Source organism: Streptomyces sp. NPDC101393 (assembly GCF_044767385.1).
Taxonomy (GTDB): domain Bacteria; phylum Actinomycetota; class Actinomycetes; order Streptomycetales; family Streptomycetaceae; genus Streptomyces.
The window spans coordinates 475,791-502,572 of record NZ_JBIWNU010000008.1 but is presented as its reverse complement, the minus strand read 5'-3'; the positions used below and the strand labels follow the sequence as shown (position 1 = coordinate 502,572).

The 26,782-nt window shown below is 71.4% G+C and carries 26 protein-coding genes; 10 read left to right on the top strand and 16 right to left on the bottom strand.

The window, feature by feature from the left end; genetic code table 11:
• Positions 1–3 precede the first annotated feature (3 nt).
• Positions 4–1,026, bottom strand: a complete 1,023-nt coding sequence (locus tag ACIRQ7_RS27050; RefSeq protein WP_404265262.1) for a glycosyltransferase family 2 protein — start codon at positions 1,024–1,026, stop codon at positions 4–6.
• A 280-nt stretch (positions 1,027–1,306) separates the two neighbouring features.
• Between ACIRQ7_RS27050 and ACIRQ7_RS27045 the strand changes: the two genes are divergently transcribed.
• The 3 genes from ACIRQ7_RS27045 to ACIRQ7_RS27035 are packed head-to-tail and all read left to right on the top strand — an operon-like array spanning position 1,307 to position 3,891.
• A complete protein-coding gene (locus ACIRQ7_RS27045) occupies positions 1,307–2,803 on the top strand; it encodes an LCP family protein (RefSeq protein WP_404265261.1) in 1,497 nt (498 codons plus the stop codon).
• The gene (locus ACIRQ7_RS27040) at positions 2,800–3,255 is read left to right on the top strand and encodes a hypothetical protein (RefSeq protein ID WP_404265260.1); all 456 of its coding nucleotides are present in this window, start codon (positions 2,800–2,802) and stop codon (positions 3,253–3,255) included. Before ACIRQ7_RS27045 ends, ACIRQ7_RS27040 begins: the two co-directional genes overlap by 4 nt.
• 42 nt (positions 3,256–3,297) lie before the next feature.
• Positions 3,298–3,891, top strand: coding sequence for a VanZ family protein (locus ACIRQ7_RS27035; protein WP_403673006.1), 594 nt, complete (start codon positions 3,298–3,300; stop codon positions 3,889–3,891).
• Here the strand turns inward: ACIRQ7_RS27035 and ACIRQ7_RS27030 are convergent.
• On the bottom strand, positions 3,842–4,396 hold the full coding sequence (locus ACIRQ7_RS27030) for an acyl-CoA thioesterase (protein WP_401473091.1): 555 nt from the start codon (positions 4,394–4,396) through the stop codon (positions 3,842–3,844). The genes ACIRQ7_RS27035 and ACIRQ7_RS27030 overlap by 50 nt on opposite strands.
• A 238-nt stretch (positions 4,397–4,634) precedes the next feature.
• Here ACIRQ7_RS27030 and ACIRQ7_RS27025 point away from each other — a divergent pair, with 238 nt between their 5' ends.
• The gene (locus ACIRQ7_RS27025) at positions 4,635–5,954 is read left to right on the top strand and encodes an LCP family protein (RefSeq protein ID WP_404265259.1); all 1,320 of its coding nucleotides are present in this window, start codon (positions 4,635–4,637) and stop codon (positions 5,952–5,954) included.
• A gap of 87 nt (positions 5,955–6,041) precedes the next feature.
• On the opposite strand, the gene ACIRQ7_RS27020 is transcribed toward ACIRQ7_RS27025, so the two are convergent.
• On the bottom strand, positions 6,042–7,214 hold the full coding sequence (locus ACIRQ7_RS27020; protein WP_403673009.1) for an acyl-CoA dehydrogenase family protein: 1,173 nt from the start codon (positions 7,212–7,214) through the stop codon (positions 6,042–6,044).
• A 209-nt stretch (positions 7,215–7,423) separates the two neighbouring features.
• Between ACIRQ7_RS27020 and ACIRQ7_RS27015 the strand changes: the two genes are divergently transcribed.
• A complete protein-coding gene (locus ACIRQ7_RS27015; protein WP_403673011.1) occupies positions 7,424–8,764 on the top strand; it encodes a UDP-glucose dehydrogenase family protein in 1,341 nt (446 codons plus the stop codon).
• A gap of 10 nt (positions 8,765–8,774) precedes the next feature.
• On the opposite strand, the gene ACIRQ7_RS27010 is transcribed toward ACIRQ7_RS27015, so the two are convergent.
• The gene (locus tag ACIRQ7_RS27010) at positions 8,775–9,341 is read right to left on the bottom strand and encodes a CGNR zinc finger domain-containing protein (protein ID WP_404265258.1); all 567 of its coding nucleotides are present in this window, start codon (positions 9,339–9,341) and stop codon (positions 8,775–8,777) included.
• A gap of 74 nt (positions 9,342–9,415) precedes the next feature.
• Here ACIRQ7_RS27010 and ACIRQ7_RS27005 point away from each other — a divergent pair, with 74 nt between their 5' ends.
• Positions 9,416–9,787, top strand: a complete 372-nt coding sequence (locus ACIRQ7_RS27005; RefSeq protein ID WP_401473076.1) for a VOC family protein — start codon at positions 9,416–9,418, stop codon at positions 9,785–9,787.
• Positions 9,788–9,866: 79 nt separating this feature from the next.
• On the opposite strand, the gene ACIRQ7_RS27000 is transcribed toward ACIRQ7_RS27005, so the two are convergent.
• Genes ACIRQ7_RS27000 through ACIRQ7_RS26990 form a run of 3 tightly spaced genes read right to left on the bottom strand, consistent with a single transcriptional unit; the run spans position 9,867 to position 12,729 of the window.
• Entirely contained in the window at positions 9,867–11,051 is a 1,185-nt protein-coding gene (locus ACIRQ7_RS27000) for a dipeptidase (RefSeq protein WP_401473073.1), read from the bottom strand.
• Positions 11,051–11,602: a 5-(carboxyamino)imidazole ribonucleotide mutase gene (purE, locus tag ACIRQ7_RS26995; protein WP_404265257.1), complete on the bottom strand. Its 552-nt coding sequence runs from the start codon at positions 11,600–11,602 to the stop codon at positions 11,051–11,053. The genes ACIRQ7_RS27000 and purE overlap by 1 nt, the downstream gene beginning before the upstream one ends.
• A complete protein-coding gene (locus tag ACIRQ7_RS26990; RefSeq protein ID WP_404265305.1) occupies positions 11,599–12,729 on the bottom strand; it encodes a 5-(carboxyamino)imidazole ribonucleotide synthase in 1,131 nt (376 codons plus the stop codon). The genes purE and ACIRQ7_RS26990 overlap by 4 nt, the downstream gene beginning before the upstream one ends.
• Positions 12,730–12,925: 196 nt before the next feature.
• Here ACIRQ7_RS26990 and ACIRQ7_RS26985 point away from each other — a divergent pair, with 196 nt between their 5' ends.
• Together ACIRQ7_RS26985 and ACIRQ7_RS26980 are read left to right on the top strand one after the other, a co-directional pair.
• A complete protein-coding gene (locus tag ACIRQ7_RS26985) occupies positions 12,926–13,354 on the top strand; it encodes a protease inhibitor I42 family protein (protein WP_401473067.1) in 429 nt (142 codons plus the stop codon).
• A gap of 124 nt (positions 13,355–13,478) precedes the next feature.
• The gene (locus ACIRQ7_RS26980) at positions 13,479–13,991 is read left to right on the top strand and encodes a GtrA family protein (RefSeq protein WP_401473064.1); all 513 of its coding nucleotides are present in this window, start codon (positions 13,479–13,481) and stop codon (positions 13,989–13,991) included.
• A gap of 22 nt (positions 13,992–14,013) precedes the next feature.
• On the opposite strand, the gene ACIRQ7_RS26975 is transcribed toward ACIRQ7_RS26980, so the two are convergent.
• Together ACIRQ7_RS26975 and ACIRQ7_RS26970 are read right to left on the bottom strand one after the other, a co-directional pair.
• The gene (locus tag ACIRQ7_RS26975) at positions 14,014–15,261 is read right to left on the bottom strand and encodes an ATP-binding protein (RefSeq protein WP_404265256.1); all 1,248 of its coding nucleotides are present in this window, start codon (positions 15,259–15,261) and stop codon (positions 14,014–14,016) included.
• Positions 15,262–15,321: 60 nt separating this feature from the next.
• Complete coding sequence (locus ACIRQ7_RS26970; RefSeq protein ID WP_006605209.1) at positions 15,322–16,002, bottom strand: response regulator transcription factor; 681 nt, start codon at positions 16,000–16,002, stop codon at positions 15,322–15,324.
• Between the two features lie 487 nt (positions 16,003–16,489).
• Here ACIRQ7_RS26970 and ACIRQ7_RS26965 point away from each other — a divergent pair, with 487 nt between their 5' ends.
• Complete coding sequence (locus ACIRQ7_RS26965) at positions 16,490–18,019, top strand: peptide MFS transporter (RefSeq protein WP_401473058.1); 1,530 nt, start codon at positions 16,490–16,492, stop codon at positions 18,017–18,019.
• A 95-nt stretch (positions 18,020–18,114) separates the two neighbouring features.
• Here the strand turns inward: ACIRQ7_RS26965 and ACIRQ7_RS26960 are convergent, their stop codons facing one another.
• From ACIRQ7_RS26960 to ACIRQ7_RS26935, 6 genes are all read right to left on the bottom strand, one after another.
• Positions 18,115–19,482, bottom strand: coding sequence for a hypothetical protein (locus ACIRQ7_RS26960; protein WP_401473055.1), 1,368 nt, complete (start codon positions 19,480–19,482; stop codon positions 18,115–18,117).
• A gap of 23 nt (positions 19,483–19,505) precedes the next feature.
• On the bottom strand, positions 19,506–20,708 hold the full coding sequence (locus ACIRQ7_RS26955) for a hypothetical protein (protein WP_404265255.1): 1,203 nt from the start codon (positions 20,706–20,708) through the stop codon (positions 19,506–19,508).
• Complete coding sequence (locus ACIRQ7_RS26950; protein WP_404265254.1) at positions 20,705–21,733, bottom strand: hypothetical protein; 1,029 nt, start codon at positions 21,731–21,733, stop codon at positions 20,705–20,707. The genes ACIRQ7_RS26955 and ACIRQ7_RS26950 overlap by 4 nt, the downstream gene beginning before the upstream one ends.
• A 69-nt stretch (positions 21,734–21,802) precedes the next feature.
• On the bottom strand, positions 21,803–22,534 hold the full coding sequence (locus tag ACIRQ7_RS26945; RefSeq protein WP_404265253.1) for an LPXTG cell wall anchor domain-containing protein: 732 nt from the start codon (positions 22,532–22,534) through the stop codon (positions 21,803–21,805).
• A gap of 200 nt (positions 22,535–22,734) precedes the next feature.
• Positions 22,735–23,271 carry an ATP-binding protein gene (locus ACIRQ7_RS26940; protein WP_401473044.1) on the bottom strand — a complete coding sequence of 179 codons (537 nt, stop codon included), beginning with the start codon at positions 23,269–23,271 and terminating at the stop codon, positions 22,735–22,737.
• Positions 23,272–23,443: 172 nt separating this feature from the next.
• Positions 23,444–23,812 (bottom strand): STAS domain-containing protein, encoded by a 369-nt coding sequence (locus tag ACIRQ7_RS26935; protein WP_404265252.1) that lies wholly within the window; start codon positions 23,810–23,812, stop codon positions 23,444–23,446.
• 248 nt (positions 23,813–24,060) lie between these two features.
• On the opposite strand from ACIRQ7_RS26935, the gene ACIRQ7_RS26930 reads away from it, so the two are divergent.
• Complete coding sequence (locus ACIRQ7_RS26930) at positions 24,061–25,011, top strand: RNA polymerase sigma factor SigF (RefSeq protein ID WP_404265251.1); 951 nt, start codon at positions 24,061–24,063, stop codon at positions 25,009–25,011.
• Between the two features lie 540 nt (positions 25,012–25,551).
• On the opposite strand, the gene hutI is transcribed toward ACIRQ7_RS26930, so the two are convergent.
• Positions 25,552–26,733, bottom strand: coding sequence for an imidazolonepropionase (hutI, locus tag ACIRQ7_RS26925; RefSeq protein ID WP_404265250.1), 1,182 nt, complete (start codon positions 26,731–26,733; stop codon positions 25,552–25,554).
• Positions 26,734–26,782: the final 49 nt, after the last annotated feature.

The following is a 26,782-nucleotide window of genomic DNA, read 5'->3' as shown; positions in this document are numbered from 1 at the left end:
CGGCTATTCGGCCGCGGCCAGGACCGCCGGGCGTCGGCTGGCGATGACCTTCTTCGCGAGGGAGCGCGGGCTGGTCAGGAAGCCCACACCCCACGCCATGTGCATGGTCGCCAACGCCACCGGGATCTGGGCGCGCGCCTTCAGCGAGAGTCCCTTGCCGGCCGGGATCGAGCCCGCGGCGATGGCCGCGAGATAACCGGCCGGGACGACGAAGCCCCACGGGGTGACGGCGGCGCCGACCACGACGCCCGCAGCGATGGCGCACACCGCGGTCGGCGGCGCGAGATAGCGCAGGTTGATCGAGCCGGAGTGGTAGCGGGCGACGACATGGCGCCACTTGCCGTAGTCCTTGTACTGCTTGGCCAGCGCCTTGATGCTCGGCCGCGGGCGGTACTGGACCTTCAGCTCGGGCGAGAACCAGACCTTGCCGCCGGCCTCACGGATCCGGAAGTTCAGCTCCCAGTCCTGGGCGCGGATGAACTCCTCGTTGTAGCCGTCCTGTTGCTCCAGCGCCTCGCGCCGGAACACCCCGAGGTAGACGGTGTCGGCCTCGGCGGCCTTGCCGCCGGTGTGGAACGCGGCGTTACCCACGCCGATCCTGGAAGTCATCGCGGCGGCGACCGCGTCCTCCCAGGCGCTCTCGCCCTCGGCGTGCATGATGCCGCCGACGTTCTGCGCGCCGGTCTCCTCCAGGAGGCGTACCGCGGTGGCGATGTAGTTCGGCGAGAGCATGCCGTGGCCGTCGACGCGGACCACGATCGGGTGCCGGGACGCCTTGATCGCGGCGTTCAGCGCGGCGGGGGTGCGGCCGGTCGGGTTGGCGACGGTGTGCACCCGCGGGTCCTCGGCCGCGAGCTCGGCGGCGATCTCCTCCGTACGGTCCGCGGACGGGCCGACGGCGATCACCACCTCCATCTCGCCGGCGTACTCCTGCTCCAGGATGTGCCGGACCGCGTTGCGCAGGTGACGTTCCTCGTTGAGCACCGGCATGATCACGGAGACGGCCGGGGGCTGCTGCTGGGGCATGGTTCCTCGGGGTTCGGCCCGCTGCGAGGCCGTCAGCGACGGCAGCGCTCGCCGGGTGACTGCGTGGGGGACTGCGCTCTACGCAACTCACGTTACCGCGAACGGGGGACACGGACCGACGGCAGCCGGGTGGCCGCCGGGCCTGTGCCCGGCGTGTGACGCTTTGCATCCGATCGTATCGGCCTACGGTGTCCCCGCCGGCTTCGTCCCGTCCTGTCCCCCTCCCCGCCCCGCCCCCGCCGGCTGCCGCTCGCATCCGTCCCGCCGCGGAGGAGTCCCCGTGACCGCGTCGTCCCGCTCCCCCCGTCCCGCGCCTCCCGGCGCCCGCCGCCCCGCACAGCGCGAGGCCGACCGGCCCGGCGAGCGGCGGCCGCCGCGCAAGCGCTGGGGGCTGCGGATCGGCGCCTTCGTCTCACTGCTGTTGATGACCGCGAGCGGCGTCGGGCACGCCATGGTCACCGGGGTGCAGAGCGGGATCGGGCGGGTCGACGCCTTCAAGGGCATGAGTAACCGGCCGGGCGGCGGGGACGGCCTGAACTTCCTGGTCGTCGGCACGGACGGCCGCGACAAGCTGACCAAGGAAGAGAAGCAGAAGTACCACCTGGGCGGTGCGCCCTGTCACTGCACGGACACCCTGATGCTGGTGCACCTCTCCGCCGGGCGGGACCGCGCCAGCGTCGTCAGCCTGCCGCGCGACTCGTACGCCGAGGTGCCCGCCCACACGGACGCGACCACCGGCAGGGCCCGGCCCCGGCACGCCATCAAGCTGAACGCGGCGTACGCGGAGGGCGGCCCCAACCTCACCGTGCGGACCGTCGAGCACATGACCGGGGTGCACATCGACCACTACCTGGAGGTCGATTTCACCAGCTTCATGCGGAGCGTGGACGCGGTCGGCGGGGTGGAGATCTGCACCGTACGGCCGCTGCGGGACAGCCATACGGGGCTGGCGCTGCCGGTCGGGAAATCGCAGCTCAACGGCGGTGCGGCGCTCCAGTATGTGCGGTCGCGGCATATCGACGGCACCGCCGACCTGGGCCGGATGCAGCGCCAGCAGCGGTTCCTGGCCGCCCTCATCCACAAGGTCACCTCCTCCGGGGTGCTGATGAACCCGATCCGCTTCAAGGAGGTCGCCGACACGATGCTCCAGTCGGTGCGGGCGGACTCGGGGTTCGACGCCAACGACATGGTCGACCTCGGGCAGGCGATGCGCGGCTTCACGCCCTCATCGTCGGAGTTCACCTCGGTGCCGCTGCGCAGCGGCACCGGGATCAAGGTGCCGGGCGTCGGTTCGACCCTGAGCTGGGAACCGGTGCAGTCGCAGCGGCTGTTCCAGGCCCTGCGCGATGACAAGCCCCTCGCCGTGCACCCGCCGAAGAACGCGCCGAAGAAGCCGCGCGCCACGGTCGTGGACGTCCCGCCGAACCAGATCCGGGTGCAGGTCTACAACGGCAGCACACGACGCGGCCTGGGCACCGCCGCCTCGAAGGCGCTGCACACCGCGGGCTTCGCCACCACCGGCCTCCCGGGCAACGCCGTCGGCGCCCCGGTGGCCCGCACCTTCATCGCCTACGACCCGCGCTGGGACCGCTCGGCCCGCACCCTGGCCGCGGCGCTGCCCGGTGCGCAGTTGCGGCCGGCGGCGAATCTGGGCCCGGTGCTGAAGGTGACGATCGGCGCCGACTACAAGGCGGTGAACCCGGTCCGGGCGGAGGAGACCCCGCAGCTGCCGGGCGGCTACACGGCGGTCACCGGCGACCAGGCGGTGTGCCCGTGACCGTGCCCGCGCCCCGGCGTACCGGGGACTCCCCGCCCCCGGGGCGGCCGGCCTCGCGGGCGTCCGCGCGGCGGGCAGGGGTCGCGCTGGCCTCGCTGTGCCTGGTCGCGGCCACCGTGGCCGCGACTCCGCCGGCCCCCGCCGCGCCGACCGGCTGCGGCGACCTGGTGGGCGGGCAGCTGTGCCTGCGCGGGCCGGTGGGGGCGACGGGAACGTACACCGCGACATACCGGCGCTCGGGGGCGGCGGGCCGCGGTGAGATCGGCGTACGGCTGGGCTATCAGCGCAAGAACGCGAGGATCACCGCGTTCCCGGGGTGGTTCGGGAGCCGGCGCACGGCGCGCGGCGCGGTGACGCTGGGCGGCCGGGTGGAGATGTTCGCCGGCGAATGCGTGCGGGGTGTCATGGAGCACGCCGGGACGGTCTTCGTCACCCGCTGGAGCTGCGCCTGATACTCGCTTCCCCGTACCGGATCTCTTCGAAGGGGCACCCTCGTGTGGCAGGTCGTCCTGGGCATCACCCCCACCACGGTGGCGCTGTTCCTGGCCGCGGCCCTGGCGTCGGCGCTGGCCCTCGCGCTCTGGGGGCAGCTCGCCCCCCGCAGCCGCGCGCCGCGCCGTACGGCCGCGGCGCTGCTGGCCGGCTGGCTGCTGCTGCTCCTGGTGGCGACGCTCACCCCGAGCCAGCCGGTGGGCTCGGCGGACGCCACGGTGTGGTGGCTGCCCGGCGCGGGGCTGCTAGACCCGGGTGCGCAGCTGCCGCCGGAGGAGCTGTCGATGCTGGTCAGGCAGCAGTTCGCGAATGCGGCGCTGTTCGTGCCGGTGCCGTTGCTGCTGCGCTTCGCGGCGCCCCGGGGATCGGCGGCGGGGGCGTTCCTGACGGGGGTGGGGCTGAGTGTGGCCCTGGAGGCGGCTCAGCTGGTGATGCGGGCCGGGCGGATCGCCGATGCCGGCGATGTGCTGTGCGCGGCGGCCGGCACGGTCATCGGTCTGGGGCTGGCGGCGCCGGCGGGCCCGGCGGTGGCGCTCGTGCGGCGCCTCATGCGTCGTCGAGTCCTTCGGCGGCGCGTCGTTCGCGCAGCTCCATGATCGCGCGGCGTCGGGCGAGGCGGTGGGTGCGCCGGATCTGCGCCTCCTGATAGCGGCGCCTGTCCCGCTCGGTCTCGGGCAGCACGGGCGGCACCCGGCGGGTCTTGCCGTGTTCGTCGACGGCGGCGAACACGAGGTAGGCGGAGCCGACCTGCTGGGCCGGGGTGGATTCGTTCCACCGCTCGGCCAGGACGCGTACGCCGACCTCCATCGAGGACCGGCCGGTCCAGTTCACCTGGGCCTTGACGTGGACCAGGTCGCCGACGCGGACCGGTTCCAGGAAGGCCATCTCGTCCATGGAGGCGGTGACCGCGGGTCCGCCGGAGTGCCGGCCGGCCACCGCGCCCGCCGCGTCGTCGACCAGTTTCATGATCACGCCACCGTGCACGGTCCCGAGAAGATTGGTGTCGCCGGCCGTCATGATGTGCGACAACGTGGTGCGGGAGACGGCGGTGGGCTTGCCCTCGGGTTCGCTCTCCGGGCTGATGGTGACGAGATCGGTCATGGTGCCAGCGTAAGCGGCTCGATTTGAGGGCCGCCCCGCACCGGGCGTGACACGGGTCTCCCCGGGCACCCGCCGACCGTCCGGAATGGCTGATTCCACCTGCGCCGCCTGAATGGTCGGGCGCCTTGCGGTATGCGGCGGTAGTGGGCTGTCGCTTTGCATCAGCTCTGCAACAGCAGTGGCCCGATACCGCACCCGCCCTATGGAGCGCCCCCCTTCGGCGGGCACACTTCACCCTATGAATGAGTGGCAAGGGGGCACCCCCCGCCCGGGCGCCGGCAACGGAAGCGGCCGGCCCGGCAACCAGTACGGACGCGGCAGCGGCAGCGCCGAGCCGGAGGGTGCGCGCGCCATGCCGCAGGTGCGGCGCGATGCCGGCCACGGCTCACCGCGGCACGAGCCGCCGCTGCCGCCGTCGATGTCCCCGCGCCGGGGCACCGTGCCGCCGCAGCAGTCCCAGGGCTACGACGACTACGACAGCGGCTACAACACCGGCCAGGTCTACGGCGACGGCGCCGGCCGCGGCGGTGGCCACGGCGGCGGTTACGACGACCAGGCCGGCCGCGGCGCCCGGCCGCGCCCCAACTGGGGCCGCCGCATCAAGTGGACCGTGCTGACCCTGGTCACGGTGCTGCTCATCACCTCGGTCGCCACCTACTTCTGGGCGGACGGCAAGGTGCGCCGCGAGGTGGACCTGAGCAAGGTCATCGACCGCCCCGAGGCCGGCGACGGCACGAACTACCTGATCGTGGGCTCGGACAGCCGCGAGGGCATGTCCGCCGCGGAGAAGCAGAAGCTGCACACCGGCTCGGCCGAGGGCAAGCGGACCGACTCGATGATGATCCTGCACGACGGCAGCAACGGCCCGACCCTGATCTCGCTGCCGCGCGACTCGGACGTCGTCATACCGTCCTTCGTGGGCTCGGACTCCGGCAAGAAGTACCCGGGCACCGGCCGGCACACCAAGCTCAACGCGGCCTACGCCGAGGACGGCCCCGAGCTCCTCGTCCGCACCGTCGAGTCCAACACCAAGCTGCACATCGACCACTACGTCGAGATCGGCTTCGCGGGCTTCGCGGGCATCGTGGATGCCATCGGCGGCGTCGAGATGAACATCCCCAAGGCGTTCAAGGACAAGAACGCCGGCGCCGACTTCCCGGCCGGCAAGCAGACGCTCAACGGCCAGCAGGCGCTGGCCTTCGTCCGCACCCGGCACGCCTTCGCGGGCAGCGACCTGGACCGCACCAAGAACCAGCAGAAGTTCCTGGCCTCCCTGGCGAGCCAGACCGCGACCCCGGGCACGATCCTGAACCCCTTCAAGCTCTATCCGACGATGAGCGCCGGCCTGGACACGGTCATCACCGACAAGGACATGAGCCTGTTCAACCTGGGCGAGATGTTCTTCGCGATGAAGGGCGTCACGGGCGGCGAGGGCAAGTCGATGAACATGCCGATCGCCGGCAGCTCCGGCGGCAACCTCCTGTGGGACAAGGCCAAGCTCCAGCAGCTCGTGCAGCAGCTGAACAACGACGAGAAGGTCACGGTCAGCAGCGACTGACGCAGCCGACCGGAAACGTCCGCAGTACGACCGAGGCCCCGCCGATTCGGCGGGGCCTCGGTCGTACGGAGGGTGCTGCGGGGGCCGTTACGGCAGGTTGCGCGCCATCACTATGCGCTGGACCTGGTTGGTGCCCTCGTAGATCTGGGTGATCTTGGCGTCGCGCATCATCCGCTCGACGGGGTAGTCGCGGGTGTAGCCGTAGCCGCCGAGCAGCTGGACGGCGTCGGTGGTGATCTCCATGGCGGCGTCGGAGGCGTAGCACTTGGCCGCTGCGCCGAAGAAGGTGAGGTCCTCGGCCTTGCCGCCGCCGGAGATGCGCTCGGATTTGGCGGCCGCGGCGTAGGTGAGCTGGCGGGCGGCCTCCAGCTTCATGGCCATGTCGGCGAGCATGAACTGCACGCCCTGGAAGTCGCCGATCGGCTTGCCGAACTGCTTGCGCTCCTGGACGTATCCCTTGGCGTAGTCCAGGGCGCCCTGGGCGATGCCGAGCGCCTGGGCGGCGATGGTGATGCGGGTGTGGTCCAGGGTCTTCATGGCGGTGGCGAAGCCGGTGCCCTCGGCGCCGATCATGCGGTCCGCGGGGATGCGGACGTTGTCGAGGTAGACCTCACGGGTCGGGGAGCCCTTGATGCCGAGCTTCTTCTCCGGCGCGCCGAAGGAGACGCCTTCGTCGCCCTTCTCCACGACGAACGCGGAGATGCCCTTGGAGCGGGCCGTGGGGTCGGTGACCGCCATGACGGTGTAGTACTCGGAGACGCCGGCGTTGGTGATCCAGCGCTTGACGCCGTTGAGGACCCAGAAGTCGCCGTCGCGTACGGCCTTGGTCTTCATCCCGGCCGCGTCCGAGCCGGCGTCCGGCTCGCTCAGGCAGTAGGAGAACATCCCGTCGCCCTTGGCCAGCGGGCCGAGGTACTTCGCCTTGAGCTCCTCGGAGCCGGAGAGGATCACCGGCAGCGAGCCGAGCTTGTTGACCGCCGGGATGAGGGAGGACGAGGCGCAGACGCGGGCGACCTCCTCGATGACGATGACGGTGGCCAGCGCGTCGGCGCCGGCGCCGCCGTAGGCCTCCGGGACGTGGACGGCGTGCAGGTCGCCCGCGACCAGCGCGTCGTGCGCCTCCTGCGGGAAGCGCGCCTCCTCATCCACCGCGGCGGCGAAGGGCGCGATCTTCGCCTCGGCGAGCGAACGCACCGACTCGCGGAGCATGTCGTGCTCCTCCAACGGCCGGTACAGATCGAAATCAGCGGTTCCCGCCAAGGTTTCTCACTCCCCTGAGAGCTGGCTGCTTGTGCTAACTACCGTTAAGTAACCCGATACCCCAGGAGTCTAGGCGCCTGTCCGGCCGCGGGATACGTGAGGTTGCCGACAGTGACCGGGCACCGGGCCCGCCCAGCGGCCTGTGGAGTCCGCCGGGTGCCCGACTATGCTCGGTCAGCGCCTTTTCCCTGTGAGCACCTGGAGCATCCATGGCCCTCAAGATCACCGTGATCGGCACCGGTTACCTCGGTGCCACCCACGCCGCCGCCATGGCCGAGCTGGGCTTCGAGGTGCTGGGTCTGGACGTGGTGCCCGAGAAGATCGAGATGCTGCAGCGGGGCGAGGTCCCGATGTACGAGCCGGGCCTGGAGGAGCTGCTGCGCCGCCATGTCGCCGGGTTCGAGGGCTCCAGTGGCCGGCTGCGCTTCACCACCTCCTACGAGGAGGCCGGTGCCTTCGGCGATGTGCACTTCGTCTGTGTGAACACCCCGCAGAAGCACGGCGAGTACGCCTGCGACATGTCCTACGTGGAGAGCGCCTTCGAGGCGCTGGCACCGCATCTGACCCGGCCGACGCTGGTCGTCGGCAAGTCGACGGTGCCGGTGGGCAGCGCGGCCCGGCTCGCCGAGCGGCTCGCGGAGCTGGCGCCGGCCGGTGCCGAGGCCGAGCTGGCCTGGAACCCGGAGTTCCTGCGCGAGGGCTTCGCCGTCAAGGACACCCTGCACCCGGACCGGATCGTCGTCGGTGTGGCCAGTGAGCGCGCCGAGGCGCTGCTGCGCGAGGTGTACGCCACACCGGTCGGCGAGGGCTCGCCGTTCATCGTCATGGACTACCCGACGTCCGAGCTGGTCAAGACCTCCGCCAACTCGTTCCTGGCCACAAAGATCTCCTTCATCAACGCGATGGCGGAGGTCTGCGAGGCGGCCGACGGCGATGTGGTGAAGCTGGCCGAGGCCATCGGGCACGACGAGCGGATCGGCAAGAAGTTCCTGCGGGCCGGTATCGGCTTCGGCGGCGGCTGCCTGCCCAAGGACATCCGGGCGTTCATGGCCCGCGCCGGTGAGCTGGGCGCCGACCAGGCGCTGACGTTCCTGCGCGAGGTCGACTCGATCAACATGCGGCGCCGCGGCCACATGGTCGAGCTGGCCCGTACCGCGGTCGGCGGCGGCTTCCTCGGCAAGCGGATCGCCGTGCTGGGTGCGACGTTCAAGCCGGACTCGGACGACGTACGCGACTCCCCCGCGCTCAACGTCGCGGGGCAGATCCACCTCCAGGGCGGCCAGGTGACCGTCTACGACCCCAAGGGCATGGAGAACGCCCGCCGGCTCTTCCCGACCCTCGCCTACGCGGACACCGCCCTGGAGGCGGTGCGCGGCGCTGACGCGGTGCTGCATCTGACGGAGTGGCGCGAGTTCCGCGAGCTGGACCCGGCCGCGCTGGGCGAGGCGGTCTCCGTACGCCGCATCCTGGACGGCCGCAACGCGCTGGACCCGGAGCTGTGGCGCAAGGCCGGCTGGACCTACCGGGCGCTGGGCCGCCCGCAGGCGTAGCCCCCAGCAGCTACTGATCGGACTCCGCGCGTCTGGCGCGGTAGGTCCGCATCTTCGCCCGGCTGCCGCAGACCGCCATGGTGCACCAGCGGCTGCGGCCGGCCGGGCTCTTGTCGTAGAACGCCCAACGGCAGTCGTGGGCCTCGCATGCCTTGAGCCGGGTCCAGGTGCCGTCCGCGGCGGCGGTGGCGATGCCCGCGGCTATCAGGGCCGTCAGCCGGTCGGTGCCGTGGAGTGAGGCTGCCGGGCGGAGGGCGGTGGCGCCGTCGGGGGCGACGGCGAGGACGAGAGGTGCCCGGGACAGCAGCCGGTCCAGCGTCCGGGCGGCGGCTTCCGGCAGCTCGGTGCCCGCGGTGTGCGCGAGGCAGACGGCCCGCAGTGCTTCCCGCAGCTCCGCCAGCCCGCGCACGGCCGCCGGCTCTCCGCGCCGCGGGGCGAGTGCGGACAGGCCGTGGTCGTCGAGGAAGGCACCGAGCCCGCCGTCCGCGGTCAGGGTGTCCGCGCCGGTCTCGATGTCGAGGGTGTTCACCAGGTCCTGCACCAGCAGCAGGGACGTCGGCGCTGTACGGTCCGCCACCCTTGCCACGTTACCGGTGAAGGGCCATCATGCAGTAACACGGTTACCTGTTGACTCCATAAGGAGGTAACGCCATGGCTCTGATCGAGCTCGGCGTCGTCGCACTGGACTGTCCCGACCCGCAGGCGCTCGCCGGCTTCTACGCCGAGGTGCTCGGCTGGCAGGTGGAGGGCGAAGGGGACTGGTTCGAGGTCGCCGGGCCGGAGGGCAGGAGGCTCGCGTTCCAGCAGGTGACGGACTACCGGGCGCCGCAGTGGCCGGGACAGGAGCAGCCGCAGCAGCTCCACCTCGACTTCGACGTGCGGCGTGCGGACCTGCCGGAGGCCGAGGCGAAGGTGCTGGGACTCGGCGCGAAGCTGGTCCAGCACGACGACGACCGGCAGGACTTCCGGGTCTACCTCGACCCCGTCGGGCACCCCTTCTGCCTTTGCCTGCGCGACAACTGACCGGACGCGGAACGCGCACCGGCGGGCCCCCTTCGCCAGGGCCCGCCGGTGCGCGTGTGGGGTGCGGTCAGCCGTACGGTCAGCCGTCCAGCTGCTCGATCGTGGCGTTCGACGGGCCGCGAACGGCCTGCTCGGCGCGTGCCACGTCCTCGGCGGCGCGCAGCGTGCGCACGGCGTTCTGCCAGGTGAGCTTGGCGAGGTCGGCGGTGGACCACTTGCGGTCCAGCAGCTCCCCGATCAGGTTCGGGTAGCTCGCCACGTCCGCCAGGTCGGTCGGCGTGAAGGCGGTGCCGTCGTAGTCGCCGCCGAGGCCGAGGTGGTCGATGCCGGCGACCTCCCGCATGTGGTCGAGGTGGTCGGCGACGGTCGCCGAGGTGGCCTCGGGCATCGGGTGCGCCTCCTGGAAGGCCCGCTGCACCCGCATGCCCGCGGGGGTGGTGTCGAGGTGGTGGAAGCCGTGCGCGCGCATGTTCTCGTCCGCCCGCAGCACCCACGCGCCGACCTCGGGGTGCACGAACTTCGGGACGAAGGTGGCCATCGCGACACCGCCGTTGGCCGGCAGCTGCGCCAGGACGTCGTCGGGGATGTTGCGCGGATGGCCGCAGACCGCACGCGACGACGAATGCGAGAAGATCACCGGCGCCCGGCTGACCCGCAGCGCGTCGCGCATGGTGTCCGCGGCGACATGCGAGAGGTCGACGAGCATGCCGAGGCGGTTCATCTCACGGACGACCTCCTCGCCGAAGGCGCTCAGGCCGCCGGCCCGCGGCTCGTCGGTCGCCGAATCCGCCCACGCCAGCGAGTCGTTGTGGGTGAGCGTCATGTAGCGGACGCCCAGCTGGTGCAGGGCGCGCAGGGTGGCGAGCGAGTTGTCGATGGAGTGGCCGCCCTCGGCGCCCATCAGGGACGCGATGACACCGGCCGCGCGGGCGGCCTCCATGTCGTCGGCGGTGAGCGCGAGCCGCAGCTCGCCGGGGTAACGGGCGATCAGCTGACGTACGACGTCGATCTGTTCCAGGGTGGCGCTGACGGCGTGGTCGCCCTGGTAGTCGGAGCGTACGTAGACCGACCAGAACTGCGCGCCGACGCCGCCGGCCCGCAGCCGGGGCAGGTCGGTGTGCAGATACGCGGACTGGTCGCCGGCGATATCGCGCTGGTCGAGGTCGTAGCGGACCTGTTCGCGCAGCGCCCAGGGCAGGTCGTTGTGACCGTCGACGATGGGGAACTCCGCGAGGAGGTCACTCACCCGCGGGTCCGCCGCCATCACTTGCCCCCGAAGCCGAAGCCGGCCGGGGAGGCGACCTTGTTGCGCAGCCGCTTGCCCTTCTCGGTGGCGGCTTCGTTCAGCTCCTGCTGGAAGTCGCGCATCCGGCCCAGGATGTCGGGGTCGTGGGCGGCGAGGATGCGGGCGGCGAGCAGCCCGGCGTTGCGGGCCCCGGCGACGGAGACCGTCGCGACCGGCACACCGGCCGGCATCTGCACGATGGACAGCAGCGAGTCCATGCCGTCCAGGTACTTCAGCGGGACCGGGACGCCGATGACCGGCAGCGGGGTGACGGAGGCGAGCATGCCGGGCAGGTGGGCGGCGCCGCCGGCGCCGGCGATGATCGCCTTGAGCCCGCGGTCGGCCGCGTCCTCGCCGTAGGCGATCATCTCGCGCGGCATGCGGTGCGCGGAGACGACGTCGACCTCGTAGGGGATCTCGAACTCGTCGAGCGCCTGGGCGGCGGCCTCCATGACGGGCCAGTCGGAGTCGGAGCCCATGACGATGCCGATGAGCGGGGCGGTGGACTTCCCGGAGGGGCTGGAGGTCATTCGGTGATCGTTCCTCGCAGGTATCCGGCGGCGTGCGCGGCGCGCTCACGCACGTCGGCCAGGTCGTCGCCGTAGGTGTTGACGTGTCCGACCTTGCGGCCGGGCTTCACGTCCTTTCCGTACATGTGGATCTTCAACTGCGGGTCGCGTGCCATGCAATGGAGGTACGCGGCATACATGTCGGGGTAGTCGCCGCCGAGGACGTTGGCCATCACGGTCCAGGGGGCGCGCGGGCGCGGATCCCCGAGCGGCAGATCGAGCACGGCACGGACGTGGTTGGCGAACTGCGAGGTGATCGCGCCGTCCTGCGTCCAGTGGCCGGAGTTGTGCGGGCGCATCGCGAGTTCGTTCACGAGGACGGCGGGCTCGCCGTCGGCATCGCGGACCTCGAACAGCTCGACCGCGAGGTGGCCGACGACGTCCAGCTCACGGGCGATGCGCAGGGCGAGTTCCTGGGCCTGGGCGGAGAGCCGCGCGGACAGGTCGGGGGCCGGCGCGATGACCGTGTCGCAGACGCCGTCGACCTGGACCGACTCCACGACGGGGTAGGCGACGGCCTGGCCGTGCGGCGAGCGGACGACGTTGGCGGCCAGCTCGCGGACGAAAGCGACCTTCTCCTCCGCCAGGACAGGCACTCCCGCACGGAACGGTTCAGCCGCGCCCTTGGAGGATCGTACGATCCATACGCCCTTGCCGTCATAGCCCCCGCGGACGGTCTTGAGGACCACCGGGAAGCCTTCACCCTCTTCCGCGAAACGCTCGACGTCCGCGGGGTCGGAGACGATGCGGTGCCGCGGGCAGGGCGCACCGATCGCGTCGAGCTTCGCGCGCATCACCCCCTTGTCCTGGGCGTGCACCAGCGCGTCGGGGCCGGGGCGGACGGGGATGCCGTCCGCCTCCAGCGCCCGCAAATGCTCGGTGGGAACGTGCTCGTGATCGAAAGTGATCACATCGCAGCCACGGGCGAAGGCGCGCAGCGTGTCCAGGTCGCGGTAGTCGCCGATGACGACCTCGCTCACCACCTGGGCCGCCGAGTCCTGCGGGGTGTCGCTGAGGAGCTTGAATCTGATGCCGAGGGGGATGCCCGCCTCGTGGGTCATACGGGCGAGCTGACCGCCACCGACCATGCCGACTACCGGGAATGTCACGCCCTCCAGGGTATCCGCCCGTGCGCGCTGCCCCGACCCGGCCTTGGAGGATCCTCCGAGTGCGGTGTCCGAGGATCTCCGGAAGAAGATCAACAAGGGCTGCCGCTCGCGGCTACGCTCGTGCCGGGGCGGGTGTTCGGGCCCCGGGCCGCGGGCCCGGCGGAGGGGAGACCGGATGGGGAACAGCGGAATATCGAAGAAATCCAGGCTGCTGGTGATCGCCGTCGCGATCGCCGCGCTGGTGATAGCGGCGCACTCCGTGATCAGTCAGCTCTCCGGCCCGCAGGTCTACGGCGCGGACAGCCCCGAGATCTCCGTCTCGGTGGGGGGCAGTTTCTCCGTCAAGGTCCCCGACGACCCCGCCGACGGATACCGCTGGATCATCGCCGAACCCCGCCCCGATCCGGCCGTCCTCAAGACCACCGGCGGGCACGTCGCGACCTCCGACCCGGCACCTCCCGGCGGCGGCTTCCGCTTTCTCGACTTCGAGGCGCTGCGGACCGGCCGTACGGACCTGCGGCTGCTGCGCTGCCGGCAGTGCGGCCCCGGCGCCGCCGACGAGCCCGGCGCCCGCAGCCTCAACTTCCGTATCACCGTCGACTGACCGGTGCCCGGAGCCGAAGACGCCGGGCGGGGCACATGCCCTCCGGCCGCTGGTTAGCATGAAGGAGCGGACCGGCGTTGACGGCCGCGGACATCCGCCCACGACGGGGAGCTGAACGACCACCATGAGTGAACGGAGCGCACTGCGGTCGAGGCTGGAGGCGCTCAGCCGGGAACTGGTGAAGTTCGGCGCCGTCGGCGGCGCGGGGGTCATCGTGAACTTCGCGGTGTTCAACCTCATGCGGCATCTGACCGACGTCCCCGTCGTCCGGGCCAGCATCGTCGCGACGATCGTGGCGACCGGCACCAACTACCTCGGTTACCGCTACTTCACCTACCGCGACCGCGACAAGCAGGGCCGCACCAAGGAGCTGACGCTCTTCCTGCTGTTCAGCGTGATCGGCCTGGTCATCGAGAACGGCGTGCTCTACGCCGCGACGTACGGCTTCGACTGGGACACCCCGCTGCAGAGCAACGTCTTCAAGTTCCTCGGCATCGGCATCGCCACGCTCTTCCGCTTCTGGTCCTACCGCACCTGGGTCTTCCGCACGCTGCCCGCGCGCGAGGCCGTGGAGCGCGCCGAGTCGTTCCTCGCGGACGGCGCGGCGCCGCAGCACAGCGCCGGCTCCCGCAGGTAGCCGCCCGCGGGCGGTGCCCGCCTCACTCCTCGCTCGGCTCGGCCTCCCGGGCCAGGAACAGCGCGAACACCGGCGGATACTGCTGGAGCAGCTCCAGCCGCCCGCCGTCCGCCTCCGCGAGATCCCGAGCCACGGCCAGTCCCAGGCCGGTGGAATTACGGCCGGAAACCGTCCGCTCGAAGACCCGCGAACCGAGGTCCGGCGACACCCCCTGCCCGGCGTCCGTGACCTCGACGACGGCCTGATTGCCGGTGACCCGGGTGCGCAGCGCGACCGTCCCGTCACCGTGCATCAGCGAATTCTCGATCAGGGTGGCCAGCACCTGGGCGACGGCGCCCGGGGTGCCGACGGCCCGCAGCCCCTTCTTGCCGGAGCGGACGATGGCCCGGCCGGCGCTGCGGTAGGCCGGCCGCCACTCCTCCACCTGCTGCTTGACGACCTCGTCCAGGTCGAAGGCGACGGCGGAGCCGCTGCGCGGATCGCGCGAGTTGGTCAGCAGCCGCTGGACGACGTCCGTCAGCCGCTCCACCTGCGCCAGAGCGATGGTGGCCTCTTCCTTCACGGTGTCCGGATCGTCGGTGAGAGTGATCTCCTCCAGCCGCATGGACAGTGCGGTCAGCGGCGTCCGCAGCTGGTGGGAGGCGTCGGCCGCGAGCCGGCGCTCGGCGGTCAGCATCCGGGCGATCCGCTCGGCGCTGGCGTCCAGCACATCGGCGACCCGGTCCAGCTCCTGCACGCCGTAGCGGCGGTGGCGGGGGCGCGGGTCGCCGGAGCCGAGCCGCTCGGCGGTCTCGGCGAGGTCGGTGAGCGGCGCGGTCAGCCGGCGGGCCTGGCGGACGGCGAGGATGACGGCGGCGACGATCGCCAGCAGCGCGACGGCCAGAATGACCAGCAGCGTCCGGCCGATCTCGGCGCTGACCGTGGAGCGGGACTCCTGGACCGTGACGGACTCGCCGCGGTCACCGCTCACCTGCGACTCGATGACGTCGCCCGACGGCCGGGTGCCGATCTCGATGACGTCCTTGCCCGGCACCTTGATCTGCGCGTACCGCTTGACGGTGATCTGCTCCGAGAGGATGTCGGGGGTGATCTTCTCGCCGCTGCCCAGCCGGCTCTCCACTATCCCCACCAGCCGCACCGCCTCGGACGCCACGCTCTCCTGCGCGCCCGACTGGATCGTGCGGGTCTCGACGATGACGAGCGAGACACCGAAGACGGCGATCACGACGAGCACCACGGCGAGCGTGGAGTTGATCAGGCGGCGGCGCACGGTGACCTCCGGGCAGGAATTCGGCGGTTCTGGCTCGGCTCCCCGCCCGGTGGTGCGGGATCAGCTCTTTTCGAAGCGGAAGCCGACACCGCGGACGGTGGCGATGTAGCGGGGGTTGGCGGCGTCGTCACCGAGCTTCTTGCGGAGCCAGGAGATGTGCATGTCGAGCGTCTTCGTCGACGACCACCAGGTGGTGTCCCAGACCTCCCGCATCAGCTGGTCGCGGGTGACGACCCGGCCGGCGTCCCGCACCAGGACCCGCAGCAGGTCGAACTCCTTTGCCGTCAGCTGGAGTTCCTCCTCACCCATCCACGCGCGGTGCGACTCGACGTCGATCCGTACGCCGTGGGTGGCGGGCGGCTGCTGGGGCTCGGCGGTGGAGCCGCGGCGCAGCAGCGCCCGGACGCGGGCGAGGAGTTCGGCGAGCCGGAAGGGCTTGGTGACGTAGTCGTCGGCGCCGGCGTCCAGGCCGACGACGGTGTCCACCTCGTCGGCGCGGGCGGTCAGCACCAGGACGGGGAAGGAGTGGCCTTCGTTGCGCAGTCGGCGGGCGACCTCCAGGCCGTCCATACCGGGCAGGCCCAGGTCGAGCACGACCAGGTCGATGTTCCCCTGGAGACCGGCGTCGAGCGCCGTGGGGCCGTCCTCGCGCACCTCGACTTCGTAACCCTCGCGGCGCAGTGCGCGGGCGAGCGGCTCCGAGATGGACGCGTCATCCTCGGCGAGCAGTACACGGGTCATGGCCCGATGGTAGTCCGATGTATTGGGGCCGAGGGGCGAGCCGACGCGACGGGCCACCGGAGGACCGTTCCTGCCGCGGCAGCGGCCATGACCTGCGGACCCGCTGACGGGCCCCGGCGGGCGGTTCCCTGAGCGAGTGTGAGCGTTGTCTCACCGAGCCCACTGGTGCCGGAACCAGACGTATGGTGTCGGGACGTCCATCGCACGATCGCCGGGACCTATGACTCTTAACTGGCGTCATCGGTCCCTGTTGTGTGCGGGGCTGGAACCACCAGTCTTGATGCACAGTGATTGACCTGTCGACCGGGTCCGCCGCGCTAGCAGCACGGGGGGCGTGGATCCCGGTGTATGACCGTCCTGCCGGTGCCGCCTGGCGTGTACCGAACCCCCCGGACGTGGGGGCGGGCATGTCTACGCCGGTGCCGGTCACCCCCACAAGGGCGCGTAACGGTTCTCGAACGCGTCCCGAGCAGACCAAGGAACCTCCATGGCGTCCAGCCTGACGAAGGACGCCGCCCGGCAGGGGAACCCTGCAGACGGCGGTAAAACCTTCTTCGGCCACCCCCGCGGACTGGCCACTCTCTTCATGACCGAGATGTGGGAGCGATTCAGCTTCTACGGCATGCGGGCCCTCCTCGTGCTCTACCTGATCTCCGGCGGCGCGGATGCCAAGCCCGGGGCCCAGGGCGGCGGTCTGGCCATGACGATGGCCACGGCATCGGCGATCTACGCCGTCTATCTGGCGATGGTCTACCTGCTCGCCATGCCCGGCGGCTGGATCGGTGACCGGATCTGGGGGCCGCGCAAGACGGTCGCCATCGGCGCGGGCATCGTGATGGCCGGTCACCTCACGCTGGCCATCCCCGGGCAGGCGATGTTCTTCGTCGGCCTGGCGCTGGTCGCGCTGGGATCCGGTCTGCTCAAGGCCAACATCTCGACGATGGTCGGTCATCTCTACGACGGGCCGCAGGACCCGCGTCGGGACGGCGGCTTCACCATCTTCTACATCGGCATCAACCTCGGTGCGTTCGCCGCCCCACTGGTCGTCGGCACCATCGGCCAGAGCGTCAACTGGCACCTGGGCTTCGCCGTCGCCGCGCTCGGCATGGGCCTGGGCCTGGTGCAGTTCCTGATCGGCACCCGCCACCTGAGCCCGCAGAGCAGCGCGGTGCCCACCCCGCTGGCGTCCGAGGAGCGGATGGCCTGGCTGCGCAAGGGCCTGATCTGGCTCGTCATCGCCGCGGTCTTCTACGGCATCGTCATCGGCACCGGCACCTTCACCCTGAACTGGGCGCTGGTCCCGATCGCGCTGCTCGGTCTGATCATCCCGATCTCCGTGCTGGTGCGCATCAAGCGCGACAAGGAGCTGTCGGCGGACGAGCAGACCAAGGTCAGCGGCTACGTCTGGTTCTTCGTCGCCGCCGCCGTCTTCTGGATGATCTTCGACCAGGCCGGCTCCACGCTGAGCGGCTTCGCCGAGAAGAACACCGCGGACACCGTCTTCGGCTTCGGCTTCCCCTCCACCTGGTTCCAGTCCGTGAACCCGCTGTGGGTGATGGCCCTGGCCCCGGTCTTCGCCTGGATGTGGCTGGCCCTGGCCAAGCGCATGAAGGAGCCGAGCACCACGATCAAGTTCGCCATGGCGATGGTGCTGATCGGCATCTCGTACTTCGTCTTCATCCTGCCGATGCAGATGTCGGCGGACGGCACGAAGGTCAGCCCGATGTGGCTGATCGTGGTCTACATGATCCAGACCATGGGCGAGCTGTGCCTCTCCCCGGTCGGCCTGTCGGTGACCACGAAGCTGGCGCCGCAGAAGTACGCCAGCCAGATGCTGGGTGTCTGGTTCCTCGCCGTCACCGCCGGCGACTGCGTGATCAGCCTGCTGTCCACGGCCGGCTTCGACCTCAGCGGTGTGGGCGTCCTGGCGGGCGAGGCCGCGCTGGCCGTTCTCGCCGGTATCGCGATCTGGCTCAACCGCAAGAAGATCATCGGCCTGATGGGCGACGTGCGCTGACCTCACGTTCCACGCGGAAGGGCCCGGCACGCGCTTGCGTGCCGGGCCCTTCCGCGTACCCCCGCAGAATCCGGGGCCTCGCGCGTACGCAGGAATCAGCCCCGCAGCCGCCGCCACGGGGTGAAGGTGAAGACCGCGCCGCCGAGCAGGATCACGGTGCCGGCGACGAGCCCGAGGGCGGTCAGCCCGCCGTGGTCGCTCGCGCCGGTCTCGGCGAGGCCGCCGCTGCCGCCGGACGTACCGGCCGCTCCTGCCGCTCCGCCGCCGGAGGCCGCGTCGCCGCCCGCCGCGCCGCCGGACGTACCGCCCGTGGTGCCGCCCTGCTGGGCCGTGGTGTCCAGTGCGAGGGAGACGCCCGGGTCCTTCTCCGGGGTGCAGGTCGTCGTCGTACCGAGCGCATTGACGGTGAGCACGCCAGGCGTGAGCGTCGCCTTGCCGTCGGCACCCGGCTTGTACGTCCCCTTCAGGTCGGGGATGGCGATCGGCTGGCCCGACTTGATGGGCTCGGCGTTGGCCGGACCCGTCACCTTGACGGACCCCTTGTCGGCCCCGCCCACCTTCACGTCCATCGACGGTTTGACCGAGCCCTTGGGGATGTCGGCCGGGCTGTCCATGACGGACTTGCTGAACTTCACCGTGAGGTCGAAGGCGCCGCCCTTCTTCACGCCGTTGATCTGCACCGGCGAGGTCGCCTTCTTGTCCCCGATCGGCGTCTTGCAGGCGTACGGCACCTGCACTTCCTTGCCCTTGTACGCGGTGCCGTCGGGGTCCGTGCCCGTACCGCCGGAGGACCCGGCGCTCGCCCCGCCGTCACTGCTGCCGCCGGAGTCCGCACCACCCGAGTCCGTACCGCCGGAATCCGTACCGGCGGTGGTCCCCCCGTCCGTGGTCCCGCCGGTGGTCGCACCACCGTCCGTCGTGCCGCCGCTCGCGCCCCCGCCGTCGGTCACCTTGATGGTGACGGCGGGCGGCACCTCCGCCTTGGGCGTGCACTTGGTGTCCGTGGAGATCGGCTTGTTGACGTTGATGTTGTAGAAACCGGGCGCCAGGGTGACCTCACCCGGCTTCTCCAACTTGAGCTTGCCCTTCATGTCCGACAGCTTCATCGGGCTGTTCTTGGGGATCGGCGGATTCTCCCGTGGCCCCTCCATCGCCAGCTCCCCCGTCTGCGCACCCGCCACCTTCATCTTGCCGGTGGGCTGGACGGTGTTCGCCGCCAGATCGAGGATGTCGGGGTTCTTCGACGCCCCCTCGACCGTCTTCCACACCACCTCGATCTCGTCCCCGACCTTCGCCGTCGCGGGCGCACTGATGGTCACCTTGGTGGTGCCCTCGATCGGCGGCAGCCCCGAGATCGGCGGCGGCAGACACTCCGTCTCGTACGCCGCGTCCGCGGCCTGGGCCGGTCCGGCACCCGCCATGACGCCCGCACCCGCGAGCATCAGGGCGGCCACCGAGGCCATCCCCGCTCTCCTGCGTTGCCTCATCACATGGACCCCTTCGACGTCGGTCGTTCACTTGATGTGGTGGTGGACGGTGCGGTGTCCGGGGTGAACCACGGCAGCGCGCCGGAGTCGCCCGGCGTACCGGGCCCCTCCGCCGGGCCGCCGCGTGCGGTTCCGTTTCTGGCACGCCTGCCGCCGCCGCTGCGGCGGCTGCGGGCGTCTCGGGGGCGGCGGGTGCGGGCAGGGCTGCCGCGGGTGGGGCGGGCGGGCGGCCGTACGCGGTCCACGACCGCCATCCCGGCCCGGAACACCGCCGTCGGGACCACCAGGCACAGCAACACCCAGAAGAGCGTCACGCCCCACGGCCTGCCGACCCCCCAGGGCTGCTCGACCAGCACCTTGCCGCCGTATTTGAGGGAGATTTGGTAGTCCCCGTGTGCGCCGGCCGCCAGCTCGACGGGCAGCTTGACCTCGGCCTTCTTCCCGGCGGGTACGGTCCCCCGCCACTGCTGCTCCTCCCACTGGGGCGCGAAGACGCCGTGCGAGGTGCCGACCTCGAACACCGGGTCCTTGGCCGGAGCGGAGCCGAGATTGCCGACCGTCACCGTCAACTCGCGCTGCGGCGGGGCCCCGAACCAGTTCAGCAGGCCGCTGCTGCCCGCCAGCCGCGGCTGGTCGAGGACCGCCAGCCGTCCGCCGCTGCTCTCCTTCGGCAGCGGCGCCACCGGGTGGCCCGCCACCTTGAAGGCGGCGTCGGCCGCATCGGCGGCGCCGGTCACCGTCGCCACATGCACCACGCAGGGGCAGGGCTTGGGAGGTTCGGCGACCGGGAGGCTCTTGCGGAACGTGCCGTCCGCGCCCGTGGTGACGGCCCGTCCGTCGCCGTTGGCGCAGGCGTTGGTCCCGCCGATCATGTTCTGCCCGCAGATCAGCAGCGTGAGCAGCGCCTTGGGCCGCCAGCCGCGCCCCTTCACGGTGATGCTGCCGCCCTTGCCCGCCTCCTTCTCGGACAGCTGGACGGAGGGCTTGCCGGGGACCGCGTCGGCCCGGACGGCGGACTCCGCGGCGGAGCCGGCGGCGAGGGCGGGGGCGGCGGGCAGGGCGAAGGCGAGGGCCGACGCCGCGCACAGGGCGAGCGCCGCCAGGGCCCGCCGTGCGGCACGGTGCGGGCCGGCGGACGCCGTTCGGTGTGCCGCGGCCGCGGCCGCGGTGGTGGCCGTGGACATACCCGTCTCGCCCTTCACGCTCGCGCTCCTGACCCGGTGCTCGCCAATTCCCGTTCGTCCTCGGCCACTTCGGCGCCCCCTTCGTCCTGTGACCGGACCGCCGGCGTCGCCGTACGCCGCCGTAGCCACAGCCACCCGCCACCGCCACCGGCCGTCAGGACCAGGGCCCCGGCGACGAACAGGCCCCATGGGACCGCGGTGTACGGGGCACTGCCCGAGCTGGTTGCCGCGCCCGCCGCCGACACGTCGAGCCGTACGTCGACCGCGTCCAGGCCGGGTGGGTCGGGCCATGTCTCGGTGCGTTGCACGCGCCGTCCGGGCAGCAGCTCGACCGGCAGGGCGCGGGCCGCGCGGCGCAGCACCGGCCCGAAGACCCCGTCGGCGCGCACCGCCAGCCGCGGGGCGAGCACCGTGTTGCCGCGGTTGACCAGCGTGTACCGGATGACCGCCGCACTCCCCCTGCGCCCGACCGACACGTTCTCGACGGTCACCGCGGACAACGTCGGCCCGGACACCCGCAGATGCATCCGTACGCGCCGCTCCCCGCCTCCCGGCCCCGTGCGGGTCGCGACGAGCGCGCCGGGGTGGTCGCCGGGGACCGCGTCGCGCGGCACGGTCACCGTGAACGGGACGCCCGCGCGGGTGCGCGGCGGGATCCGCACCTCCTTCGCGGCGAAAGCGACCCAGGCACCGGAGCCCGAGCCGCGCCCGGCGGCGTCCCCGCCGCCGGTGCCGCTGCCGACGTCCGCGCCGCGCAGGTGGACGGTGACGGCCCGGTCGGTGGGGTTGCCGAGCGAGATCCGGTCGTTCATGACGGCGCCGGGGCCGCCCTCCAGGTAGAAGTACGGGCGGTCCCGCCCGCTCGGCCGGGCCCCGCCACCGGGCGCCGGGGCCGCGGTCCAGTCGGGCGCGGACCGTTCGGCGGCGGCCCGCGGTGCGGCCGGTGCGGCACCCGGCCGGGCCGCAGCCGCGGCAGGGCACAGCAGCACGGTGACGGTCGCGAGGACCGCGCCCGTGACCGCTGCGCGAGTACGGAACGGCATCGGCGGCTCCTGCTGCTCGTACGCGTACGGGGGGGCGGGGTTCGCGGGGGTGCGGCCCGCGCCCCCGGGTCAGGCCCGCTGGTGGCGGCGGGTCAGCCAGAGCCCACCGGCCGCGCCGGCGAGCAGCACCGTGCCGCCGAGGGTGCCCAGCGCGATCGCGGAGTCCGCGGGTCCGGTCTGCGGCAGTTCACCGCCGGAGGAGCCGCCGGTGGCCGCGCCGCCGGAGGAGCCCGAACCGCCGCCGGTGCTGCCGCCGGAGCCGCCGGACCCCTTGACGTCCAGGGAGAGCGAGGGCTTGGGGCTGTTGCTCGGCGTGCACGTGGTGGTCGTCCCCAGGGCCTTGATGGTGAGCGTGGAGGCCGTGAAGGTGACCTTCCCGCTGCTCTTGGGCGTGTACGTACCGCTCAAGTCACTGATCTTGATAGGGGTGTTGGCCGGTATCGCCTTGTCGTTGGGGGGACCGGAGACCGGCACCGTGCCGCTCTCCGCGCCGCCCAGCTTGATCAGCGCGCTCGGCTTCATCGCGCCCTTGCCCAGTTCGACGGGGCTGGAGGAGACGCCCTTCTGGAAGGACATGACGAGCTTGTACGCACCGCCGCTGGGCGTGCTCTTGATGTCGATGGGCGACACCGCGCCCTTGTTCCCGATCGGCGTCTTGCACTGGTAGTTGACGTCGACGACGTCGGCGTGTGCGGCCGGTGCGGTGAGCATCACCGCGGACCCCGCCGTCATCGCCACCGCCGCGGCCAGGCCGGCCGTCCGGCGCGGGCGCCTGCCGTGCTGTTCGTAGAAGCGGGCCACCTCAAGTTCCCCTTCTCCCGGTGGAGCACCGCCGGATATTACTGACGGCACATCAGATTTGGCGCCCAAAGTACGCCGGGGACCTTGTCGAGGGAAGGCACAGTGCAGCGCGGATCGCGGCGGCGGGCGACATTCACGCCGCGCATGACAAAGCGCGGGCCCGTAGGCCCGCGCTCACCTCTTCGCTCCTGCTCCGCCGCTCAGGACGGAGCGGCGAGTTCCGCCCAGACGGTCTTGCCGGTGCCGTCCGGATTGCGTACGACACCCCAGTCCAGGCACAGCCGCTGCACGATGAACATGCCGTGTCCACCGGGGCGGCCCGGACGGTGCGGGCTGCGCGGGGCCGGTGAGCCCGCGCCGAGGTCGCTGACCTCCAGCCGCAGCACCTTGGCAGCGCAGCGCAGCCGCAGCTCCTCCGGCCCTTCGGCGTGCAGGCAGGCGTTGGTGACGAGCTCGGAGACGACGAGGAGCGCATCCTCCGCCGCGGCGCGCTGGTCGGCGTTCGCAGCCGGCAGCCAGCCCCAGTCGTGCAGGGACTGGCGGGCAAAGTCGCGGGCGCGTGCCACGGACCCTCGGGTGTCCGCCAACCGAAGCCGGCGGACCTGGCCTGCCGGTGCGGTGGCGGCCGGGACGGCGGCGGGAGCACTGGCGGTGGGGGCACCTCCCATGCCGTTCAGGCTGTGGGGGGCCGACTCAGGGCCGAGATCGCCCGGCGGGAACGGCCGGGTGGTGCTCATCAGCGCTTCACCTCACCGATTCGCCTTTTCACGGACAACAGATACCTGACTGATTCAACGGATTCAGATGTCTCCTGCCCGACCGGACCGTGAGAACACCCACTTCTTGGGTACGGAAGTTGTGACACGGACTACGTACCCGGAATGCAACCTTCCGGACACCCGCGTCACGTCAGTCGGACAAAGCCGCGTCGAGAGAGTCGTGCACCGTGAAGACCGCGTCCGCACCGGTGATCTCGAAGACCCGGGCCACCACCGGCTGCATCCCCGCCAGATGAACTCCGCCCCCCGCGGCCTCCGCCTTCAAGCGGGCGCCGAGCAACACATTGAGTCCGGTGGAGTCCATGAACTCAAGGGGTGAGCAATCCATCACGAGGCGTGCGTAGCCGTCGTCCACGCAGCCTTCCAGTGACTCGCGCAACAAGTCCGCCGTATGGTGATCGAGCTCACCCGCAGCGGTCACGACCGCGCTCGCACCGTGATGCCGGATCTCGACATGAAGCCGGCCCCGGCTTGCACTGCCGACCGTCCCACGGTCCATGCGTGCGCACCCCTCTGCTGTCTCGACGACTGATGTGCTTACGACTGCGCTCGTCGAACAATACGCCTTCGACAGGCGCACGGGTAGCCGAACAATCGCCATATATCCCGAAATACGGACAACCCACACTTGCCATCTTCAGGCAAAGCCAGGTAGGCGTAGAGCTGACACATTCGAAACGGCGGGCTTTGGAGGCGCCGCACACCGCAGCTTCATGTAGAGGCATCGGCAGCCATATGCCGAGAACGATGGAGGACACCATGTCACCCCGGCTCGACGAACTGCGCACCGAAGACACCCGGCAGCACGTGTCGTCGACACCCCCGTCCGACCCGACCGGGCTCATCCCTTCCCAGTCGATCCCTGCCGAATCAGACGCGGCAGGAATCCCTGAGATCGATGATCTGCCCGAGATCCCGCCGTTCGACGAGGTGGGTCCGGTTGACGCGCGGGCGCTGTCCAAGACCCTCTTCGAGCGGCTCGAAACGCTCGAAGAAGGCACTCACGAATACGCGTACGTCCGCAACACCCTGGTCGAGCTCAACCTCGCCCTGGTGAAGTTCGCGGCCTCCCGGTTCCGCTCCCGCAGCGAACCCATGGAGGACATCGTCCAGGTCGGCACCATCGGCCTGATCAAGGCGATCGACCGCTTCGAACTGAGCCGTGGCGTCGAGTTCCCGACGTTCGCGATGCCGACCATCGTCGGCGAGATCAAGCGCTTCTTCCGTGACACCAGCTGGTCGGTGCGCGTACCGAGGCGTCTGCAGGAACTCCGCCTGGACCTCGCCAAGGCGGGCGACGAACTGGCGCAGAAGCTTGACCGCGCACCCACGGTCAAGGAGCTGGCCGAGCGCCTCGGCATCACCAATGACGAGGTCGTCGAGGGGATGGCCGCGAGCAACGCGTACACCGCGAGCTCGCTGGACGCCCAGCCCGAGGAGGACGACAGCGAAGGCGCGCTGGCGGACCGCATCGGCTATGAAGATCACGGCCTCGAAGGCATCGAGTACGTCGAGTCGCTCAAGCCGCTGATCGCCGAACTCCCGCCGCGTGATCGCAAGATCCTCTCGCTGCGGTTCGTCGCCAACATGACGCAGTCCGAGATCGGCGAGGAGCTGAACATCTCGCAGATGCACGTCTCCCGGCTGCTCTCGCGCACGCTGGTGCGGCTCCGCAAGGGGCTGATGATCGACGAGTGACCGGTCGCGGTCACTGGCAGTCCACGGACCGTCAGCCGCCCGCGCAGAGGAGGGCCTGCCCCGGATATACGTCGGGACGGGCCCTCCTCTGCTGGGGTGGCAGGGGCGGTGGGCCTGCAAGGGCGCCGGCTCCTGGAAGCCGCCCTGCCCTCTCGTCACCCGACTCCGCGCTGATCGCTAGGAGATCACTGCACGTCACGCTGCTGTTCGGGCGTGAGGTGCCGGCTTCGGGAGTGCGGATGCGGCTCGCCGTGATGCGATGCGTGGCCCCGGGGGCGGCGGGGAGGGCCGGCCTCGGCTGTCGGCCCGATGCGGGCCCCGTGCGCCCACCGGCCGTCCCGCCGCCGCCCGCTACCGCCCACCGGAGGGCGTGACCGGCTCGGCGGCCGGGAGCGGGCATGTGTGCGTGCCGGATCCGTCCGGCACGCCGTCCGGTCACGGCGCCGCCGAGAACGGCCCTGACTCATCGTGCCGGACGGCTCCGACAGGGCGTCGCGGCCAAGGTGCCGGGACGCCCTGTCGGTCGCCCCGGCCGGTCGGTCAGACGCGAACTCCCTTGTGCCACACGTCCGATACGAGCGGGACGCCCGGACGGTAGGCGAGGTGGACGTGTGAGGGCGCGTCCAGGAGGGCGAGGTCGGCGCGGGCGCCGGGGGTGATGCGGCCGACGTCGGTGCGGCGCAGGGCGCGGGCGCCGCCCTCGGTGGCCGACCAGAGGGCCTCGTCGGGAGTCATCCCCATGTCGCGGACGGCCAGCGCGATGCAGAACGGCATGGAACTGGTGAAGGACGAGCCGGGGTTGCAGTCGGTGGACAGTGCGACGGTGGCGCCGGCGTCGAGCAGCAGCCGGGCGTCGGGCCACTGGGCGCGGGTGGAGAACTCGGCGCCGGGCAGCAGGGTCGCGACGGTGTCGGAGTGCGCCAGCGCGTCGATGTCCGCGGGGGTGAGGTGGGTGCAGTGGTCGGCGGACGCCGCGTCGAGTTCGACGGCGAGCTGGACGCCGGGGCCGTGGCCGAGCTGGTTGGCGTGCACCCGCGGGTGCAGACCCTTGGCCTTGCCCGCGGTGAGGATGGCGCGCGCCTGGTCGCCGTCGAAGGCGCCCTTCTCGCAGAACACATCGACCCAACGGGCGTGCGGGGCGCAGGCGTCCAGCATCGGGCCGGTGACGAGGTCGACGTAGCCGGCCGGGTCGTCGGCGTAGTCGGGCGAGACGATGTGGGCGCCGAGGTAGGTGACCTCGTCGGTGTGCGCGGCGGCGATGCGCAGCGCGCGGGCCTCGTGCTCGACGGTCAGGCCGTAGCCGGACTTGGTCTCCTGGGTGGTGGTGCCCTGCCGGAGTGCCTCGGCGAGGTAGCGGGCGACGTTGGCGTGCAGGGCGTCGTCGGTGGCCTCGCGGGTGGCGGCGACGGTGGTGCGGATGCCGCCCGCGGAGTAGGAGCGGCCGGACATCCGGGCGTTGAACTCCGCGGTGCGGTCGCCGCCGAAGACCAGGTGGGAGTGCGAGTCGACGAAACCGGGGATGCCGGCGCGGCCCTCGGCGTCGACGGCGTTGTCAGTGGCGGGTGCTTTGCTGGATTCACCGACCCAGGCGATGCGGTCGCCGTCGATGACGACCGCCGCGTCCTGGATCAGACCGAGGGGGCCTTCACCGAGGGAGGGGTCGTTGGTGACCAGTTGGGAGATGTGGGTGATGGCGGTGGTCGGCGCGGGGGTCGTCGTCATCGCGGGGGTGTTCTCCTTGAGCGGCTTCGGGCGGGGCGTGCGCGGGGCG

What these genes read in the sequence shown, in the direction of transcription:
- ACIRQ7_RS27050 (WP_404265262.1), bottom strand. Translation starts at nt 1,026, where the DNA reads ATGCCCCAGCAGCAGCCCCCGGCCGTCTCCGTGATCATGCCGGTGCTC.
- hutI (WP_404265250.1), bottom strand. Translation starts at nt 26,733, where the DNA reads ATGACGACGACCCCCGCGCCGACCACCGCCATCACCCACATCTCCCAA.
- ACIRQ7_RS27000 (WP_401473073.1), bottom strand. Translation starts at nt 11,051, where the DNA reads ATGGCGGCGGACCCGCGGGTGAGTGACCTCCTCGCGGAGTTCCCCATC.
- ACIRQ7_RS26930 (WP_404265251.1), top strand. Translation starts at nt 24,061, where the DNA reads ATGGAGGACACCATGTCACCCCGGCTCGACGAACTGCGCACCGAAGAC.
- ACIRQ7_RS26940 (WP_401473044.1), bottom strand. Translation starts at nt 23,271, where the DNA reads ATGAGCACCACCCGGCCGTTCCCGCCGGGCGATCTCGGCCCTGAGTCG.
- ACIRQ7_RS27025 (WP_404265259.1), top strand. Translation starts at nt 4,635, where the DNA reads ATGAATGAGTGGCAAGGGGGCACCCCCCGCCCGGGCGCCGGCAACGGA.
- purE (WP_404265257.1), bottom strand. Translation starts at nt 11,602, where the DNA reads ATGACCTCCAGCCCCTCCGGGAAGTCCACCGCCCCGCTCATCGGCATC.
- ACIRQ7_RS26990 (WP_404265305.1), bottom strand. Translation starts at nt 12,729, where the DNA reads ATGGTCGGTGGCGGTCAGCTCGCCCGTATGACCCACGAGGCGGGCATC.
- ACIRQ7_RS27030 (WP_401473091.1), bottom strand. Translation starts at nt 4,396, where the DNA reads ATGACCGATCTCGTCACCATCAGCCCGGAGAGCGAACCCGAGGGCAAG.
- ACIRQ7_RS26985 (WP_401473067.1), top strand. Translation starts at nt 12,926, where the DNA reads ATGGGGAACAGCGGAATATCGAAGAAATCCAGGCTGCTGGTGATCGCC.
- ACIRQ7_RS26980 (WP_401473064.1), top strand. Translation starts at nt 13,479, where the DNA reads ATGAGTGAACGGAGCGCACTGCGGTCGAGGCTGGAGGCGCTCAGCCGG.
- ACIRQ7_RS26970 (WP_006605209.1), bottom strand. Translation starts at nt 16,002, where the DNA reads ATGACCCGTGTACTGCTCGCCGAGGATGACGCGTCCATCTCGGAGCCG.
- ACIRQ7_RS27015 (WP_403673011.1), top strand. Translation starts at nt 7,424, where the DNA reads ATGGCCCTCAAGATCACCGTGATCGGCACCGGTTACCTCGGTGCCACC.
- ACIRQ7_RS26960 (WP_401473055.1), bottom strand. Translation starts at nt 19,482, where the DNA reads ATGGCCTCGGTGGCCGCCCTGATGCTCGCGGGTGCGGGCGTCATGGCG.
- ACIRQ7_RS26935 (WP_404265252.1), bottom strand. Translation starts at nt 23,812, where the DNA reads ATGGACCGTGGGACGGTCGGCAGTGCAAGCCGGGGCCGGCTTCATGTC.
- ACIRQ7_RS26950 (WP_404265254.1), bottom strand. Translation starts at nt 21,733, where the DNA reads ATGCCGTTCCGTACTCGCGCAGCGGTCACGGGCGCGGTCCTCGCGACC.
- ACIRQ7_RS27005 (WP_401473076.1), top strand. Translation starts at nt 9,416, where the DNA reads ATGGCTCTGATCGAGCTCGGCGTCGTCGCACTGGACTGTCCCGACCCG.
- ACIRQ7_RS26965 (WP_401473058.1), top strand. Translation starts at nt 16,490, where the DNA reads ATGGCGTCCAGCCTGACGAAGGACGCCGCCCGGCAGGGGAACCCTGCA.